Origin of the sequence: Paenibacillus sp. GD4, assembly GCF_030846225.1 — a bacterium.
Taxonomy (GTDB): Bacteria; Bacillota; Bacilli; order Paenibacillales; family NBRC-103111; genus Paenibacillus_G; species Paenibacillus_G silviterrae.
The window spans coordinates 4,037,063-4,052,722 of record NZ_JAVCYK010000001.1 but is presented as its reverse complement, the minus strand read 5'-3'; the positions used below and the strand labels follow the sequence as shown (position 1 = coordinate 4,052,722).

At 53.8% G+C, this 15,660-nt stretch carries 13 protein-coding genes; 3 read left to right on the top strand and 10 right to left on the bottom strand.

Features of this window, described 5'->3' with window-relative positions; all coding sequences use genetic code 11:
- Both RAC89_RS19495 and thiM read right to left on the bottom strand, forming a co-directional pair.
- Complete coding sequence (locus RAC89_RS19495) at nucleotides 1–1,128, bottom strand: alginate lyase family protein (protein ID WP_306615367.1); 1,128 nt, start codon at nucleotides 1,126–1,128, stop codon at nucleotides 1–3.
- A gap of 98 nt (nucleotides 1,129–1,226) precedes the next feature.
- The gene (thiM, locus tag RAC89_RS19490) at nucleotides 1,227–2,045 is read right to left on the bottom strand and encodes a hydroxyethylthiazole kinase (RefSeq protein WP_306615366.1); all 819 of its coding nucleotides are present in this window, start codon (nucleotides 2,043–2,045) and stop codon (nucleotides 1,227–1,229) included.
- Nucleotides 2,046–2,261: 216 nt separating this feature from the next.
- Here thiM and RAC89_RS19485 point away from each other — a divergent pair, with 216 nt between their 5' ends.
- Together RAC89_RS19485 and RAC89_RS19480 are read left to right on the top strand one after the other, a co-directional pair.
- Nucleotides 2,262–3,626 (top strand): MATE family efflux transporter, encoded by a 1,365-nt coding sequence (locus tag RAC89_RS19485; protein ID WP_306615365.1) that lies wholly within the window; start codon nucleotides 2,262–2,264, stop codon nucleotides 3,624–3,626.
- Between the two features lie 87 nt (nucleotides 3,627–3,713).
- Nucleotides 3,714–4,415 carry a C40 family peptidase gene (locus RAC89_RS19480; RefSeq protein ID WP_306615364.1) on the top strand — a complete coding sequence of 234 codons (702 nt, stop codon included), beginning with the start codon at nucleotides 3,714–3,716 and terminating at the stop codon, nucleotides 4,413–4,415.
- Nucleotides 4,416–4,461: 46 nt separating this feature from the next.
- Here the strand turns inward: RAC89_RS19480 and RAC89_RS19475 are convergent, their stop codons facing one another.
- Both RAC89_RS19475 and RAC89_RS19470 read right to left on the bottom strand, forming a co-directional pair.
- Nucleotides 4,462–4,725, bottom strand: coding sequence for a DUF6171 family protein (locus RAC89_RS19475; protein ID WP_306615363.1), 264 nt, complete (start codon nucleotides 4,723–4,725; stop codon nucleotides 4,462–4,464).
- A gap of 4 nt (nucleotides 4,726–4,729) precedes the next feature.
- A complete protein-coding gene (locus tag RAC89_RS19470) occupies nucleotides 4,730–6,223 on the bottom strand; it encodes an alpha-N-arabinofuranosidase (protein WP_306615362.1) in 1,494 nt (497 codons plus the stop codon).
- Between the two features lie 122 nt (nucleotides 6,224–6,345).
- On the opposite strand from RAC89_RS19470, the gene RAC89_RS19465 reads away from it, so the two are divergent.
- Nucleotides 6,346–7,128 (top strand): helix-turn-helix domain-containing protein, encoded by a 783-nt coding sequence (locus RAC89_RS19465; protein WP_306615361.1) that lies wholly within the window; start codon nucleotides 6,346–6,348, stop codon nucleotides 7,126–7,128.
- Between the two features lie 38 nt (nucleotides 7,129–7,166).
- Here the strand turns inward: RAC89_RS19465 and garD are convergent, their stop codons facing one another.
- From garD to RAC89_RS19435, 6 genes are all read right to left on the bottom strand, one after another.
- Complete coding sequence (garD, locus tag RAC89_RS19460) at nucleotides 7,167–8,705, bottom strand: galactarate dehydratase (protein WP_306615360.1); 1,539 nt, start codon at nucleotides 8,703–8,705, stop codon at nucleotides 7,167–7,169.
- 16 nt (nucleotides 8,706–8,721) lie between these two features.
- On the bottom strand, nucleotides 8,722–9,618 hold the full coding sequence (locus RAC89_RS19455) for a dihydrodipicolinate synthase family protein (protein ID WP_306615359.1): 897 nt from the start codon (nucleotides 9,616–9,618) through the stop codon (nucleotides 8,722–8,724).
- A 28-nt stretch (nucleotides 9,619–9,646) separates the two neighbouring features.
- Nucleotides 9,647–10,744, bottom strand: a complete 1,098-nt coding sequence (locus tag RAC89_RS19450; RefSeq protein ID WP_306615358.1) for a glycoside hydrolase family 88/105 protein — start codon at nucleotides 10,742–10,744, stop codon at nucleotides 9,647–9,649.
- Nucleotides 10,745–10,784: 40 nt separating this feature from the next.
- Nucleotides 10,785–13,064 (bottom strand): helix-turn-helix domain-containing protein, encoded by a 2,280-nt coding sequence (locus RAC89_RS19445; RefSeq protein WP_306615357.1) that lies wholly within the window; start codon nucleotides 13,062–13,064, stop codon nucleotides 10,785–10,787.
- Nucleotides 13,065–13,148: 84 nt separating this feature from the next.
- The gene (locus tag RAC89_RS19440; RefSeq protein ID WP_306615356.1) at nucleotides 13,149–14,669 is read right to left on the bottom strand and encodes an extracellular solute-binding protein; all 1,521 of its coding nucleotides are present in this window, start codon (nucleotides 14,667–14,669) and stop codon (nucleotides 13,149–13,151) included.
- Nucleotides 14,670–14,759: 90 nt separating this feature from the next.
- Nucleotides 14,760–15,638, bottom strand: coding sequence for a carbohydrate ABC transporter permease (locus tag RAC89_RS19435; RefSeq protein WP_306615355.1), 879 nt, complete (start codon nucleotides 15,636–15,638; stop codon nucleotides 14,760–14,762).
- Nucleotides 15,639–15,660: the final 22 nt, after the last annotated feature.

The following is a 15,660-nucleotide window of genomic DNA, read 5'->3' as shown; positions in this document are numbered from 1 at the left end:
TTAAAGCCAGAGCAGCGGTTGACGAATGGCGATGTTTCTGCGCACTTCGCCATCCTTCGGATCCCGCTCCAATGCTTCAAACAGATCCATGTAGTCCGGGGTGCCGAGCCCTGCCCAGGCGAATAATAAGCCTGATATCCGTACCGGCCAGCCCTCGTCATGCTCGATATCCGCCGGATAAGGCCAGCTTTCTTTGTCAGCCATATAGGGGAACAAAAACTCGAAGCCCTTGCGGATGCCGCGTCCGTCCGGCAGCTGAAAGGTCCATAAATTATCGGCAGCCGTAGTTAATACATGACATAAGGTAGCCATGTTATCGAGCACGAAGATGGAGTAGCCGTAAGGCTTCGTCCGCGCCAGCTCCCGGGGGAAGCTGCCGTTCCCATCCATTTGGCTTGGAAGCAGCACTTCTTTATATTTTTTGCGGCAAAATTCCAGCATTTCCTCGTGGCCCGTGAAGCGGGCGAATACACTGGACTGTACAAACCAGCAAACGCTGTGGTTGTTTGCAGCTTTCATCTCCTCTAAGCCATGCGGATGGGTGCACATCCAGCGCAAGTAGTCGGCAAACCATTGCTTTAAACCGCTTGTCAGCTCGGAAGCAAGGGCGTCGGAGCCCTGCAAGGCATCGACTGCAAAAGGGATATCGATCAAATGAAGGGTATCGATAATACCAATACCCCGTCCCGAGCAGATGCCGGGTATCGCTTGGGCGTAGAGCAGATGCGGGTTCATCCGTGTAGCCTCGTCCAGGAAAAACTCCTTCAGCCATTGAACCGCCCGTCCTGCATATTTCTCGTTCCCGGTAACCATGTAGCCCGCTGCCAAATGAGCAACATGCGTCCGCATCTCCCTTAGAATGAGGCGATGAGCGTCGAAATTGTTAGGGTTCGATTCGCCGTCCCGTTTAACGTAAGGAAGTCCGTCCTGTGTATCGGGATTCGGCCACCAGTAGTCGCCGTTCGAATAATAATCATGTGCCCCGCCCTCACTCCTGTCAGCGCGCACGTCGGTAATATGTTGGATCTCCGTCTGCAGCGCTTCATTCGCTTTGCTTATGATCCACGAGCGATCTAAGGCTATCAGTCGTTCCCGATATGGATTCTTGTCCTGTATGATCCGATTCATAGATAGTACCCCTCTCCTGCTTTTCGTTACGATGAACCGCTGACCCTCCCATTGTATAGACAAGGTCCGCTCACAGGGATGGGATATTTTACGTTTCCTTATTGTTTTTTTACGATACGTTCGATCTGAATAAGCTCCCTCCATGCTTGCCCATCCAGCCGATAGAGCTGATTGATCAGCTCCGTCTGGAAGCTGCCCGGTTGTTCCGGGCCGGAGTTTCGTTCTGCGAGCACGGCCGCAGCCCCATAAAAGGATAACGCGGAAACCGCCGCTGCTACCGGATCGTTCACCGCAGCGGCGAACGCACCGATGATCGACGTTAATAAGCAGCCTGTGCCTGTTACATAGGTCAAGAGAGGCGTACCGCCTATCACCTTATAGGTAACACGGCCGTCACTGACGTAATCATCCTTGCCGGTAATCACAACGACACAATCGAATGCTTGGGCCGCTTGGACCGCGAGCGCTTCCGTGTCTTCCGCTGCTCCGGCAGCATCAACTCCTTTGATCGTCCCTGCCAAGCCCAGAAGGTTAGCGATTTCAGCGGCATTGCCTCTGACAATCGTAACTCGGAGCTCCTTCAGAATACGGTGCGAGGTATCCGTACGGTAAGCGGTAGCGCCTGCGCCTACAGGGTCGAACACGACCGGGACACCGTGGGCATTCGCGGATCGGCCTGCAAGGAGACTGGAGGAAACGATATCCTCATCCAAGGTGCCTATATTCAAAACCAATGCTCCCGCAATCCGGGCCATATCGGCCGCTTCATCCCGAGCGACGGTCATAACCGGGGAAGCGCCCAGAGCCAGCAGCCCGTTGGCCGTGAAGTTCGTCACGACGACATTGGTAATATTATGTACGAGCGGCTTCATCGCCCGAACCTTCTCAATCGTTTCCAGCATGCTTTGTTGATCCATCTCGATTCCCCCTATACGTAAAAAACACTTTGCCTGGAGCAAAGTGCACAGATTTGCGAATTCCTCCCGTCAAGCACGACGAGCGGATCCTATCTCCCCATCATACCGGAGCTTCCCCCGGTCGGTCAATTCCTTCCGGCATGGCAAAAAGATGATGCACGAACCGTCGTTTGGAACTACAATAGGAATAACTCCAAACAAAGCGGGCGATAACTCATGAGTAAACCTCAAAAGCTGGCTTTATTCGCCATTACTTGGCCGCTCTTTATCGAATCGTTACTGCAGATGTCCATGCGAATGGCCGATACGATTATGGTCAGCAAGGTGTCCGACGGAGCCGTCGCGGCCGTAGGCGTAGCCAACCAGCTGATCATGTTCACCTTTCTGCTGCTTCAGGTCATCTCTGCCGGCTCCGCCATCGTCATTTCTCAATATTTAGGCGCCGGCAAAACCGGTGAGGTTCGTAGCTACGCCGCAGTCGCCCTCCTGCTCAACCTCCTGCTCGGACTCCTGCTGAGCGCCGTCATGCTGGTGTTCAGCAAATCGCTGCTCAGCCTATTCGGCTTGGAGCCGGAATTGCTGCTCCTATCCCAAGGCTACTTGAGGATCGTAGGGGGCGTTCTCTTTCTTCAGGCACTCAATCTTACGATCTCTGCCATTACCCAGGTCCACGGGTATACCCGCTATACCATGATGGTCAGCATCGGCATGAACCTGCTGAATCTTGCCGGTAACTATTTATTTATCTTTGGCCCGTGGGGCTTTCCGAAGCTGGGCGTTACGGGGGTCGCCATCTCCGCCGTGCTCAGCCAATGCTTGGCGTTAAGTGTTTATATTGTGATCCTATTCCGAATTGTTCGACTGAATCTCGGCATCAAGGATTTCGTTCGAAGCCGAATGGACGACGTAAGGAAGATTTTATCTATCGGCATTCCTACAGGAAGCAACCAGCTGTCTTACTCGGTGAGCCAAATCGTTACGACCTACTTTATTACCTCTCTAGGCGCGGAGATGTTATCCACGAGAATTTACACGCAAAATGTCATGTACATCATCATGGTTCTCGCCATCGCGCTCGGCCGCGGAACCCAAATCATTATCGGACGCCTCGTCGGCGCGGGCGAAAAAGAAAAGGCTTACAGGCAAATGTTCCGGAGCCTTCAGCTCAGCCTGCTCCTCTCTCTGGCTGCCGTTATTGTGATAGCCGTATTCCGTGAAACGCTTATCGGGCTGTTCACCAAGGATACGCAGATCATCGCTTTAGGCGCGCTGCTGCTGCTAATGGGCTTTCTTCTGGAGCCGGGACGCTGCTTGAACATCGTTGTCGGCGAATCGCTCCGTGCGGCGGGCGACGCCCGTTTTATTGTCTACACCGGGGTTTCGGTCATGTGGGGGCTCTGCATTCCGCTTACCTACCTGGTGGGTATTCATTGGGGCTTCGGATTGGTGGGAATTTGGGCGGTGTTCATCCTCGACGAGTGGCTGCGGGGAGTCATCTTATTGTATCGCTGGAAAAGCAAAGCATGGGAGAGCAAGGCGCTTGTATCGCCTAATGCCAAAGGGAAATCTGCTTCCATGTAGCGGCCGACGGCAACGTATAAAATGTTCCTGTGATGGTAAATCTATCTGCGACTAAAATAGATCGACTCGTGAAGGGCATAGGGAGTTATGAGAAAACACACGACCATCATACTGCTGCTCAGTCTCACTCTGCTGTCATCCTGCGGAGCAGCGGATACGGCTGTGGATGATCCTGATTTGTACTTCGGGGATATCGGGGTAGAGCGACAGCTCCTTACCTATCGGGTAAAGAGCTTCGTGACCCAAGGGAAAGACGCCAATCCGCTGCTGGATCCTAACGGGTTCCCGCTGATAAAGCAATTACCGAACCCTGCCATTCGCCCGATCCGCGGCAGCTATGTGGAGAATGCCATCCAGACCGCCCGCTCTTACATGGGAACCCCCTATGAGTACGGCTCCGATCGGCGAGAGCCATCCACCTTCGATTGCTCCGATTTTACGAGGTGGGTGCTCCTGTCTTCCTTGGGGATGGATTTGCCTTGGGACGCCAGGAGTCAAGCGGCGTATGTCAAAGCCTTTGCCCCAAAAACCTATACTTCCCTCCGAAGAGCACGGCGGGGCGACTTGCTGTTCTTCACAAGCTACAGAGGCGAGGATCCGGCAAGCTACAAAGGCTTGAAGCCTTCGGAAAAACCGATTACGCATATGGCCATCTATATGGGGAACGGGAAAATCATCCACAGCGCCTCGAAAAAGAGCGGCGGCGTACGGATCGACAAGATCACCTGGCGGCAACTGAATCACCGCTTCCTGTTCGGAGGCGGGATTATTCCCGGAACGCAAACATAGCCCGATGGCTCGGGCTATGGCTATAAACGGGAGCATCCCTGGGGTGTTACCAAAACGCGCCGCCCGGCCTAGGGCAATGCTTGTCGGCCATCCTCGCTCGTATACGGACGATGCATCCGCAGTATTGACACGTGGTCCCATACAGAAGGGACGGACATTGCCCGCAGCTGCTCAGCCGCTCTTGATACAACTCCCGAGAGACGCATTCGATTCCCTTCGCTTCAAGCGAAGCCAGCACCCGCTGAATTTGCGCTTCGGATACATTCACATCCGCCGAGCAGCCCTTACATGAATCTGTGCCGTTCCGCATAGGCTCAGCTTGGCTCCACAGCCAGCACGACGACGGACATCGGCGGCAGGGTAACCGTCAGCTTGTTCTCCTTGAGCGCAAATCGATCAAACAGGGCGGGCCGGATCCGCTCCGGCTGCTCAAACGTATTGTGACCGTCGAGTTGTTCGGAGGTTAAGATTGTGCCGCGGATCGGGCCAATCTGGGTTTCGGCGGAGCCGCGCAGTTGAATGTCCACGTCCGCAGCAGTCAAGTGGCTGACATTACATAGACTGATATGTACGGTCCCATCCGCCGCTTTGGAAGCAGAAGCGCTTACCTGAGGGATCGACTGCCCCTCCATTTCATAGAGCTCCGAATCGTTATGAACGTGCAGCGCCGACGCATCCTGATGAACCTTGAACATCTCGAATACGTGATAGGTAGGCGTCAGAAGCATCTTCTCCCCTTCCGTCAAAACCATCGCCTGCAGCACATTCACCGTTTGAGCAATGTTGGCCATCCGGACGCGCTCACTGTGCTTGTGGAAAATATTCAGCGTAAGCCCGGCCACGATAGCATCCCGGATCGTATTTTGCTGATACAGGAAACCAGGATTGGTGCCCGGCTCTACGTTGTACCAGGTCCCCCATTCATCCACAATCAAGCCTACCCGCTTGGCCGGGTCATACTTATCCATGATAGTGGAGTGCTTGGTTACCAGCTCGTCCATCACCATCGCATTTTTGATCGTAGCAAACCATTCGTCTTCGGAAAAGCCGGTAGCCTCCCCTTTATCCTTCCACGTCTTCGGAACCGTGTAATAGTGCAAGCTCAGACCATGCATATGAGAAGCAGCCTGCTGCATTAACACCTCCGTCCAATGGTAATCGAAGGAATTGGCCCCGCAAGCGATTTTATATATTTTGTTATCTCCGTAATTCCGTACATAGGTTTGATAACGGCGATACAGATCGGCATAATATTCGGGACGCATATGACCGCCGCAGCCCCAGTTTTCATTGCCTACTCCAAAGAAGGCAACCTTCCACGGTTTTTCCCTTCCATTTGCTCTTCGCAGGTCGGCCATAGGAGATTCGCCGTCAAATGTCATATACTCTACCCATTCCTGCATTTCCTGAACGGTTCCGCTGCCGACATTGCCGTTGATGTAAGGCTCGGCACCAAGCATTTCACACAGCATCAGGAATTCGTGGGTGCCAAAATGGTTATTCTCCACGACGCCGCCCCAATGGGTGTTCACCATTCTCTTGCGCTGCTCCCGCGGGCCGATCCCGTCCTTCCAGTGGTATTCATCCGCGAAGCAGCCTCCCGGCCAGCGGAGGTTCGGAATCTCGAGCCTTCGCAGCGCATCCAGCACATCGTTTCGAATGCCTTGGGTGTTGGCAATGGGCGAATCCTCTCCCACCCAAATGCCTTCGTATATGCACCTTCCGAGATGCTCCGCAAAGTGGCCGTAAATATGCCTGCTGATAATTCCCGTCGTGATATCCGTATTGATGATAAGGTTACTTTTCATCCTTCACATTACCCTCCCTGGAAATTGCTCTGTCTGTAAAAAGTATAGGCTGTTGTTACCCGGCATTCAATAAATTATAATGGTGAAAAACTGACCTTTTGTGCTTTTTGGGGAGAGCTCGAATGATCCAATTGATAAGCTGCGGCTATAACTTTATTCATCCGAACGGGATTACCATTGACCGTCCGAACGGATCGGGAGATTATGCTTTTGTTTTTTTTCGCAGCGGATGCGAGATTGTAGTCGACGACAACGCAATGCGGCCGGATAAATACAGTTATATATTGTTTAGTCCATACAGCCGTCATCTATATCGGGAGGTGGACAAGCCGTTCGTCAACGACTGGTTCCACTGCAGCGGGGATGACGTCCGTGAACTGGTAGGCCGCTTACATTTTCCGTTGGATAAGCCGGTTCAGGCCAGAGACCCGTTTCAAATTTCGAGAAGCATCATGGAGCTGCAAAGCACCTTAAGGCTGGGCGGACCGCTTCGGGATTCGATCATCGACTCGGAGATCAGAACGCTTTTTATGAAGCTGTGCAATTTAAATGAAAGAAAGCCGCTGCCTGAAAAGACGAATCAATACTTTCTCCTGTTTTCGGAGCTGCGCAACGAATTGTACAGTTCGCCTGGCAACCAGGTATCGGTGGAAAAGCTCGCTTCCAGGGTGAATTTGAGCAAATCCTACTTCCAGCATATTTATAAGGAGCTCTTCGGCTGCTCCGTCATCTCGGACATGATTAACGCCAGACTGGAGTATGCCCAATATTTGCTCAATAACAGCTCCTTATCCGTCGCCGCGATCGCCAACATGTGCGGTTATGAGAACGATACCCATTTTATGCGTCAATTCAAAAAATTTATCGGCATTTCCCCGGGCAAGTATAAAAAAAACAGGAGCTGACCGCTTGCTATAAAAGCAAGGTCAGCTCGACGTCAACTTTATGTAACCGGTGCGGGGTTAAACAAGCACAGGTCGTTATGCAAGCCCCAGTGATCCGCCCACGTTTTCTTGTTTCCGCTCGCCACCTCAAGAATGGTATGGAAAATACGCCAACCCACCTCTTCGATGGTCTCCTCGCCGGTTGCTATCGTCCCTGCGTTAATGTCGATCAAATCGTGCCACTGCTCCATCAAGGCGCTGCGCGTGGCTACTTTAATTACAGGAACAACGGCCAGCCCATAAGGCGTTCCTCTCCCGGTCGTAAATACCTGCATGTTGACGCCGGAGGCCAGCTGCAGGGTGCCGCACACGAAGTCGCTCGCGGGTGTCGCTGCGTAGAGCAAACCTTTTTGCGCAGCCTTCTCGCCCGGGGACAGTACACCTATGATCGCGCTTGTGCCTGATTTCACAATCGATCCGAGCGCCTTCTCTACGATATTCGCAAGTCCGCCTTTTTTGTTGCCCGGTGTCGGATTCGCGCTGCGGTCCGCTTGTCCCTGCTTCAGATAATTGTCGTACCAAGCCATCTCGCGCAGCAAATGACGGCCGACCTCCTCGTTCACCACCCTTGGCGTCAGCAGATGAACGGCATCCCGCACCTCCGTTACCTCCGAGAACATGACCGTCGCCCCTGCGCGTACTAATAGATCCGCCGCGTAGCCGACGGCGGGATTCGCCGTTACGCCCGAGAAGGCGTCGCTTCCGCCGCACTGCAGCCCCACGACCAAATCCGAAGCCGGACACGTAACCCGCTGCCTCCGGTTCAACGCAGCCAGCCGCTCCTCCGCCTGACGCATAATCGATTCGAGCATGCTGTGAAAGCCGGGATGGTCCTGCAGTGTGATCAGCTTGCCCGTATCGCCGTCCGGGATTAACCGGTCCGGCACGAGCTTCTCGCAGCCGAGCCCGACCACCAGCACCTCGCCGCCAAAATTCGGGTTGACGGCGATATTCTGAATCGTTCGAATCGGTATGATTGCGTCCGGTGCCTGGATGGCTACGCCGCAGCCATAGTTATGGGTTAAAGCCACGACATCCTCCACGTTGGGATAATTCGGCAGAAGCTGCTCCTTTATCCGCTTGACCGCGAATTCCAGAACCCCAGCCACACATTGAACGCTCGTGGTGATGCCGAGGATGTTCTTCGTGCCGACACTGCCGTCCTTATTCCGGTATCCCTCGAAGGTATAGCCCTCTAGGGGCGGCAGCGGCTTCGGTATCGCGGTTGCGAGCGGCAGCTCCTCCAGCCGGGGAGGTGTCGGAAGAGTCACCATCGACTCCTCCACCCAGCGTCCCTTGGCTATCGGTCCGGAGGCACAGCCGATGATTTCGCCGTAGCGAATGATTGGGTCCCCCTCACGAAGATCCTCAAGCGCCACCTTATGTCCCTGAGGGATGCGCTCATAGAGCTCGAGACCGCACGGGAACACCGTCCCCTTCGGCAAGCCGCCGGAATTGACTATAATGGCAACATTGTCCTTCTCGTTCACCTTAATGTACAGTGGTGTCTCATTTCCCTTTGGTTCCGCGCCTGTCATAGCAGCCCCACCTTCACTATGATTTTAAAGCTCCCATTTGATACAAAATGTCTCGAAGCTTCTCGCGATTGGCCTCGGAGCAAGCCGTATTCGGAAGAATGGACGCTCCTACATCAACGCCGACCAAATTCATCGCTTCCTTCGTCACGACAGGGAAGCTGGCAAGATTAAAGGCCATTCTCAGCGGTGCCAGCTTAAACTGTGCCTCCAGCGAACCCGGCAGATCACCATTTATAAAGCGATCGTATATTTCCACAACCAGCGCCGGAACGATATTGGCTGTCGAAGCGACACAGCCGACGGCACCATAAGCAAGCGAGCCGAGAATCATCACATCCCGTCCCGCCATGACGCGAAATCCGAGGTGCCGTGTTCGCCTAATATACTCCGCGGTCAGTGTCAGGTCGCCGCTGCTGTCCTTCATCCCGACAATGTTCGGAACCGTCGCCAGCCGCTCGAGCAGCGAAAGCGAAATGTTGTTGCCGACGCGGTCAGGATTGTTGTATAACAGCAGGGGAAGCGGCGTCGCTTCGGCTACCGTGCGGAAATGCCGGTACAGCTCATCGTCCGAAGGGGTCAGAAACATCGGCGGCAGGATCGTAAGCGCCTGCGCTCCCAGCTTCTCTCCCATACGCGCCAGCTTCACGCACTCCTTGGTCGTAATCGCTCCGATCCCCATATAGACAGGAACCCGTCCGCCGACCTGGTCCAGGGTAATCGTAACCGCCCGTTCCTGCTGCTCATGATCCAGCCCATAAAATTCTCCGTTGCTTCCCAGCGACAGGATCCCGTGAACCCCGCCGGCCAGCACGTGCTCGACCACACGCCGAAGTCCTTGCTCCTCTACGTTCTCCTCCGCATCCACCGGGGTGACGATCGGCGGTATGACTCCGCGAATCCAGCTTGTATCCATGTGCATCTCCTCCTAGTGTACGCGCCTGTCAAAGCAGCTTGATTTCGTTATAACACATCAGCAGCGGCGCCACGCCGTGTCCGTTATTTTCGACGACCTGCTCCTGCAGCAGATAGTATTCTACGCTTCCGTCTCTGACCTGACCGCTCTCCGGCTTCGTCCCAAGACCCGCGCTTCGGCAGATGCCGCCAAGCAGCACGTTGTCCTCCTCCTGACGCAAGTACATGCTGAGCGTGCCGTCGAGAGCCTCCACCCCATAGCCGCGGTACTTCAGAGGCAAATAACCTAACCGTACTCCCTTCAGAATCGCATAGCCGAGCATCAACGTTCCGCTGGATTCCAGATAGTTGCTCGGATGGTCCGCCCGGTCGACGACCTGATACCACATACCGCCGGGATGACGATGCGGAAGCATATCATCTACGAGCTCCTTTAAAGCCATCTTCATCGGCTGCGTATCGGCAGGCTCGCCTTCCAGCAGCTCCAGCACATCCACGAGCGCCATCGCATACCACCCTACCGCCCGCCCCCATACATTCGGGGAGTGGCCTGTAGCTTTATCGCACCAGAACATTTCGCGGCTCTCATCGTACGCGTGGCGGTATAATCGTTTCCCATCGTCATAAAGGAACCTGCGGACGTTCGCAAACTGGTTAAGCGTATCGGAGTAGTCCTTCCGTTCGCTGAATTGCTTGATGCAGCCGACATAGAAGGGCTGCCCCATATATAAGCCGTCCAGCCATACCTGATTGGGGTAATTTTGCTTATGCCAGAACGAGCCTGCCTTCGTCCTAGGATACTGTTCCAGCTGCCTGTAGAGCAGGTCGAGCACCCGTCGGTACTTCGGATCCCCCTCCCGTTCGTAGAGCGGAAGCAGGATCGAACCCATTCGGATCTGATCGATATTGTATTCGTCCGGCTTGATCCCCGCGATCACTCCCTCGGAGTCATACAGTCCGTCGATAAAAGCCTTCACGAACCGGTAATCCTCTTCATTCCCCGTAAGCTGATAGCTATCCATGTAGGCTTTCAGAATGCAGCCTTCAATATAATGCCATCGGTGCTCATACCATGTGATTGCTGCTTTGTACTGCTCCTTCAGCTTCTCCACTTGCTCATACGGCATCGGAAGGCCCCCTCTCATTATATTGCCGCGCAGACAGCTTCTATGAATCCGTTTTCGAATGAAGCTCGCGGTATTGCCCCGGCGTCATCCCGGCCGCCTTGCGGAACGTTCGGATGAATCCTGTCGAGCTCGTATAATTAAGCCGCTCCGCGATCTCGGTAATTTTCAGCTGGCTGTCCTTTAGCCACAGCTTGGCCATATTCATCCGGTACCCTGTCAAATAATCGATAAAGGTAACGCCGATCTCCTTCTTGAACACACGGCTTAGGTATACCGGGTGATATTTCAGCTGCTCCGCACATGACTCCAGCGATAGGTCCCGGTCGTATTGCTCATGAATCATCTCGACCAGCTGATGAGCGATATTGATGTACTGCGTATCGATGCGACTCTGCAGGAAGGCGATGGTCGGCGGCAGCAGCGTTGTCTTGAACCAGTTAACGATTTCCTCTGCCGTGCTTAGCTTCATAAACTTATTTAGGACCGATTTCGTTCCGGTCAATCCGTCAAGCGAGCCCCCTTGCTGGTGGAGCAGCCGATAGATCCTCGAGATCAGCTGAATCATCAGCATCTGGAAATCATTAAACAATACGTTTCTTTCCAGGATGGAAGTAGCATACTGCTGATAGTAATCATAAACCGCCTTCGAATCGCCCGTCCTCAGCGCATTGATAAAACAGTCCTCGAGGTGGCTCCACGAAGCGGATGAAAGAACCGTATCGGAATTGACCTCTTCGATATCCTCGTAGCTCAGAATCAGCTCGTGCCCCAGGCTGATACGGCGCTTCAACGCTTCGAGCGCCTCCACATAGGCATCCATCGCATCCGTATAATGTTGAAACGGACGGCTAATGCCGATGCTTACCTTGAGCTGCAGCAGCTCGCGCAGCTTCAGCCTGATCTGCTCGGCCATCTCGTGCAGGTAGACGCTTAACGCTTCCGGCTCGTTCGTATTCCCGGTCAGCAGCGTTACCTGCGATTGATCGAGCAGCAGCGTGCCGACGATGCATTCACCGGGAATCAGCTCCCCGACAATGTTGTTGATCGCGAACAGCAGCAGCTCCTTATCGCTCTCGGAATATCGCGTACCTTCCAGCGTATCGATTTGCAGCGCCAGCACGCCCAGCGGCTTGCCCCGCTTCCCGAAGCCGTACGCCTCCGATTTAAACAGAAACTCACTCTCCGTTACCTGCCCCATAAACAGCTTAAGCAGAAAAAACTCCTTCACCTGTCCGCGCTGCGCCTGCAGCTGCTGCTGCATATGCTTCCTCGTGCTGAACAACGATTGAAAGCGGTCCTCAATAAAGGCAAACTCGTCCTTCTTCTTGAGGCTTGGCAAATCGCCGCCCCATTGCTCCATGATGATGAACAGCCGGCGGATCGGCTTATACATGCGGCGCGTTCCGTAGAAGGCGGCTACAGCAATCACCGCGAAGATGATGAAGCACGCATTAGCCGTAATGACGGCGATTTTCCTGGACTCCTTCGTAATCTCCTCAATGGACACGATAGAAACGTACGACCAGCCGTATTGCGGGGATATCCGGTAATTGACCGCCATCCCATCCTGCTCGTAATAGTTCTCGGATGCGGTTTGTTTCCCCAGCTGCTGGAGGATTTGCTTATGTCCGCTTCCTCCGCCCGGGCTAGAAAGAAACGGCTCCCGCTCGCGGTTCAATACATAGGTGCTGCCCCACTGGAAGTTCGGCGCTAAATCGCTTTCCAGCGTGCTGTGGGACATGTCAATGATGAGCAGCGCTTTGGGCACGCGGGTCGATGCGATCATCGGCAGCTTCACGACAAGGCGAACCAGCTCACGGCCTCCCGCATCAACCGTATCCTCGACCGGCTTCCTTCCGGAGCTCTCCGCCAGCCAAAACAGGTTTTCCGGCCTTCTTGCGTATTCATTCAGCAGGCTGCGATCAGGAAACTCCTGGAGCGATGTAAAGCCTAAATTGCTGATCATCCAGTCATGCTCCAGATTGATAATCTGCGCATCCGCCACACCCCAGATGGAATGCAGGTTGTACAGCCCCTTGGACATGTCGGTTATGATTTGGAAATCATCACTGGACAAATCCCGGTACAAATAGTCGCTCATGAGCGAGGAATTGACGTACTGTACCGCGCCCATTTCCACATTTTTCAGCGCTTGCTCCATTCGCATCTGATTTTGCAGCAACAGCTGGACATTGCCTTCATTGACCTTCCTCTCGATATCCCGCGAAGCAATAAAATAGGAGATGATCCCCGTCATAACGACCGGAACAGCGCAGAGCAGCAAGGTAAACACAAGCAGTCGGTATAAATATTTCGGCAATGGTACCTCCCCCTCTCTTCGCCCTCAAGGCTGCTGCACGAGCTGCTCCAAGCACGGACCGATCGTTACGGCCGGGAACACGGATTACTTATTCAGCTTCGCATTCTCAGCCGTCAGCTCATCGATCACCTTGCTCCCTCCGGCCTTCTTCCAGTTCTCTACTTCGGCCTGCCAGCCGGCTTCGTCAATTTTGCCCATGATAAACTTCGTTTGGGCATCTCGGATCAGCGTATCCAGCTCGCCGCCCTTCTCCGAATACGTCTTCGAGGAAAGGGTCAACGCCGGATTTGGCACGACGTTTTTCAGATTATCGGCAACTACCTTCCAGCCCTTCTCTTGCAGCTCATTCAGCTTCAGCGGCAGCCCGGTGCCCGTAACTTCAAAGGAAGGAAGGCTGTCCCGATAAGGCTTCACCTCGAGGTTGAACAAGGATAAATCCTTGAACTGCGCTTTCCCGTCATCGGTTTTCGTGTAATGCTTGCCCTCCAAGCCTCTTGTCAGCAGCGTCGACATCTCAGGCTCAAGCAGCTTATCAAAGAAGCCCAGCAGTCGCTTTAATTCCGCTTCCGTTTTGACACTGGATTTCGGGAAAACGAAAAATCCGTTATTCCCCGGCTCTGCCGGAACTCGATTGCCCGAAGGTCCCATATAAGGCACGATGTCGACCACCGCATTCGGCACGGATTTGGATACGTTTTCAAATGAAGTCGCCGCCGCAGAGGCTACCGTGTTGATTCGGATCCCCACCTTGCCCGCATTCCATTTGTTGTCGGCATCCGCCGCCTGCACTACGGAGAAATCTTGATTCATCAGCTTCTCTTGATACAGCCTTCTAAGCAGCTTCATCGAATCCAGATACGGCTTCGTCATAAACTCAGGGACGAGCCGGCCATTCTCGAGGCCCCATTTGTTCGGCGCTCCCTGGGATACGGCAAGCCGCGTCAAGAAAGCACTGCTGGCGGACGCATCGTTATACGATTTATCCAGGAACATGCCGTAGCTGTCGTTTTGGCCGTTTTTATCCGGATCCTTTTCTGCGAGCGTTTTCATAACGTGGTACCAGTCATCAAGTGTAACCGGAGGCTTGAGGCCCTGCTCGTCGAACCAGTCCTTCCTGTACGTGATGCCGGCGCGTCCGATATCCCGGTACAGAGGCAGCCCGTAGAGCTTCCCGTCTACTTTGATATTATCGTAATGCATCGCGTTAACGGCAGCTAAATGCTTGTAATTTTTAAGATAAGGGCCGATTTCCCAGAAAATGCCGGATTGGATTGCGTTCAGCGTCGTCGCATTGTAGGTCAGCTTGAACGCCTTCGGCATCTCGCCGGAAGCAATCATAATGTTCTTCTTGTCCTCGAAGGCGGCTGACGGAATCCATTGGATGTCGATTTTGGCATGGGTGTATTTCTCGATGGCAAGCTCGATCTCATTGTCCTTCTTCGGAGCTTCGCCCACCTGAGGTGTGGCGATCGTCACCTCAAGCGGTGTCGTATCCTCCTTAGCGGCTTCGCCCTGCGGCGACGATGAACTCTCCGCACAGCCAATCAGTACGCTTGTTGTCATGACGAGCGAGCATGCGACGGCGATGAATCGTTTTTTTGACATACAAACCCCTCCATTGCTTTCATTATCATTATAAATCAAACCTGTGCCGGACGCCTCCTCAAATTGAGAAGCACCCAGAAGCAGGGCCGATCACCCTTTTACCGAGCCCAGCAGCACACCCTTGGCGAAATGCTTCTGCAGAAATGGGTATACCAGCACGATCGGAACGGTAGCAACCACAATGGACGCCATGCGGATCGTCTGCGGCAAGTAATCCAGCTGGTCCTGCTGGGAGGAATCGCCGATTTGATCCTGCGAAAGCAAGACAATTTGTCTGAGCACCACCTGCACGGGAAATTTTTCCGCATCATTGATGTACATAACGGCATTGAAGAAGGTGTTCCAGTGGCCTACGGCATAGAACAATCCGAAGGTAGCCATCGCCGGCATCGACAGCGGCAGAATGATGCGGAACAGGATGCCCAGATCGTTGCAGCCGTCGATTTTGGCCGAATCCTCCAAGCCGTCGGGAATTTGCTGGAAGAAGTTCTTGAGTACAATCAGGTTGAAAGCGCTGATGGCCGTTGGGATCATGAGCGACCAGTAGGTGTTGATCATACCGAACGCCTTGACCACAAAGTAGGTGGGAACAAGTCCCCCGCTGAACAGCATCGTGATCAGAATCATGAGCATCAACATTCTGCGTCCGCGCAGATTGGCGCGGGCTAGCGGATAGGCGGTAAAAGAGGTCAACAGCAGGTTGATGAGCGTTCCGACTACCGTCACATAAATCGAAATCAACAGGCTTCTCAGCATCGTGTCGGTTGAAAAAATATACTTGTACGCTCCCAAGGTGAACTTGGAAGGAAACAACAGCAGACCTCCCTGGGCTACCTCCTCCGGAGTCGCGAAGGACACCATTACGATATAGATAAACGGAATGATCGTAATCACGGAAATCAACGTAAGCAGGGTGTAATTGACCGTATGAAACCATCGGTTGCCCCAGCTTCGATCCTCACTTGGCATAGGTGCCTGACCTCCCTTGCTT

Bases quoted from the DNA above. Each gene is read 5' to 3' on its own strand.
- RAC89_RS19440 (WP_306615356.1), bottom strand. From the start codon at position 14,669: ATGTCAAAAAAACGATTCATCGCCGTCGCATGCTCGCTCGTCATGACA.
- RAC89_RS19480 (WP_306615364.1), top strand. From the start codon at position 3,714: ATGAGAAAACACACGACCATCATACTGCTGCTCAGTCTCACTCTGCTG.
- RAC89_RS19465 (WP_306615361.1), top strand. From the start codon at position 6,346: ATGATCCAATTGATAAGCTGCGGCTATAACTTTATTCATCCGAACGGG.
- garD (WP_306615360.1), bottom strand. From the start codon at position 8,705: ATGACAGGCGCGGAACCAAAGGGAAATGAGACACCACTGTACATTAAG.
- RAC89_RS19475 (WP_306615363.1), bottom strand. From the start codon at position 4,725: ATGCGGAACGGCACAGATTCATGTAAGGGCTGCTCGGCGGATGTGAAT.
- RAC89_RS19435 (WP_306615355.1), bottom strand. From the start codon at position 15,638: ATGCCAAGTGAGGATCGAAGCTGGGGCAACCGATGGTTTCATACGGTC.
- RAC89_RS19485 (WP_306615365.1), top strand. From the start codon at position 2,262: ATGAGTAAACCTCAAAAGCTGGCTTTATTCGCCATTACTTGGCCGCTC.
- RAC89_RS19495 (WP_306615367.1), bottom strand. From the start codon at position 1,128: ATGAATCGGATCATACAGGACAAGAATCCATATCGGGAACGACTGATA.
- RAC89_RS19450 (WP_306615358.1), bottom strand. From the start codon at position 10,744: ATGCCGTATGAGCAAGTGGAGAAGCTGAAGGAGCAGTACAAAGCAGCA.
- RAC89_RS19470 (WP_306615362.1), bottom strand. From the start codon at position 6,223: ATGAAAAGTAACCTTATCATCAATACGGATATCACGACGGGAATTATC.
- thiM (WP_306615366.1), bottom strand. From the start codon at position 2,045: ATGGATCAACAAAGCATGCTGGAAACGATTGAGAAGGTTCGGGCGATG.
- RAC89_RS19455 (WP_306615359.1), bottom strand. From the start codon at position 9,618: ATGGATACAAGCTGGATTCGCGGAGTCATACCGCCGATCGTCACCCCG.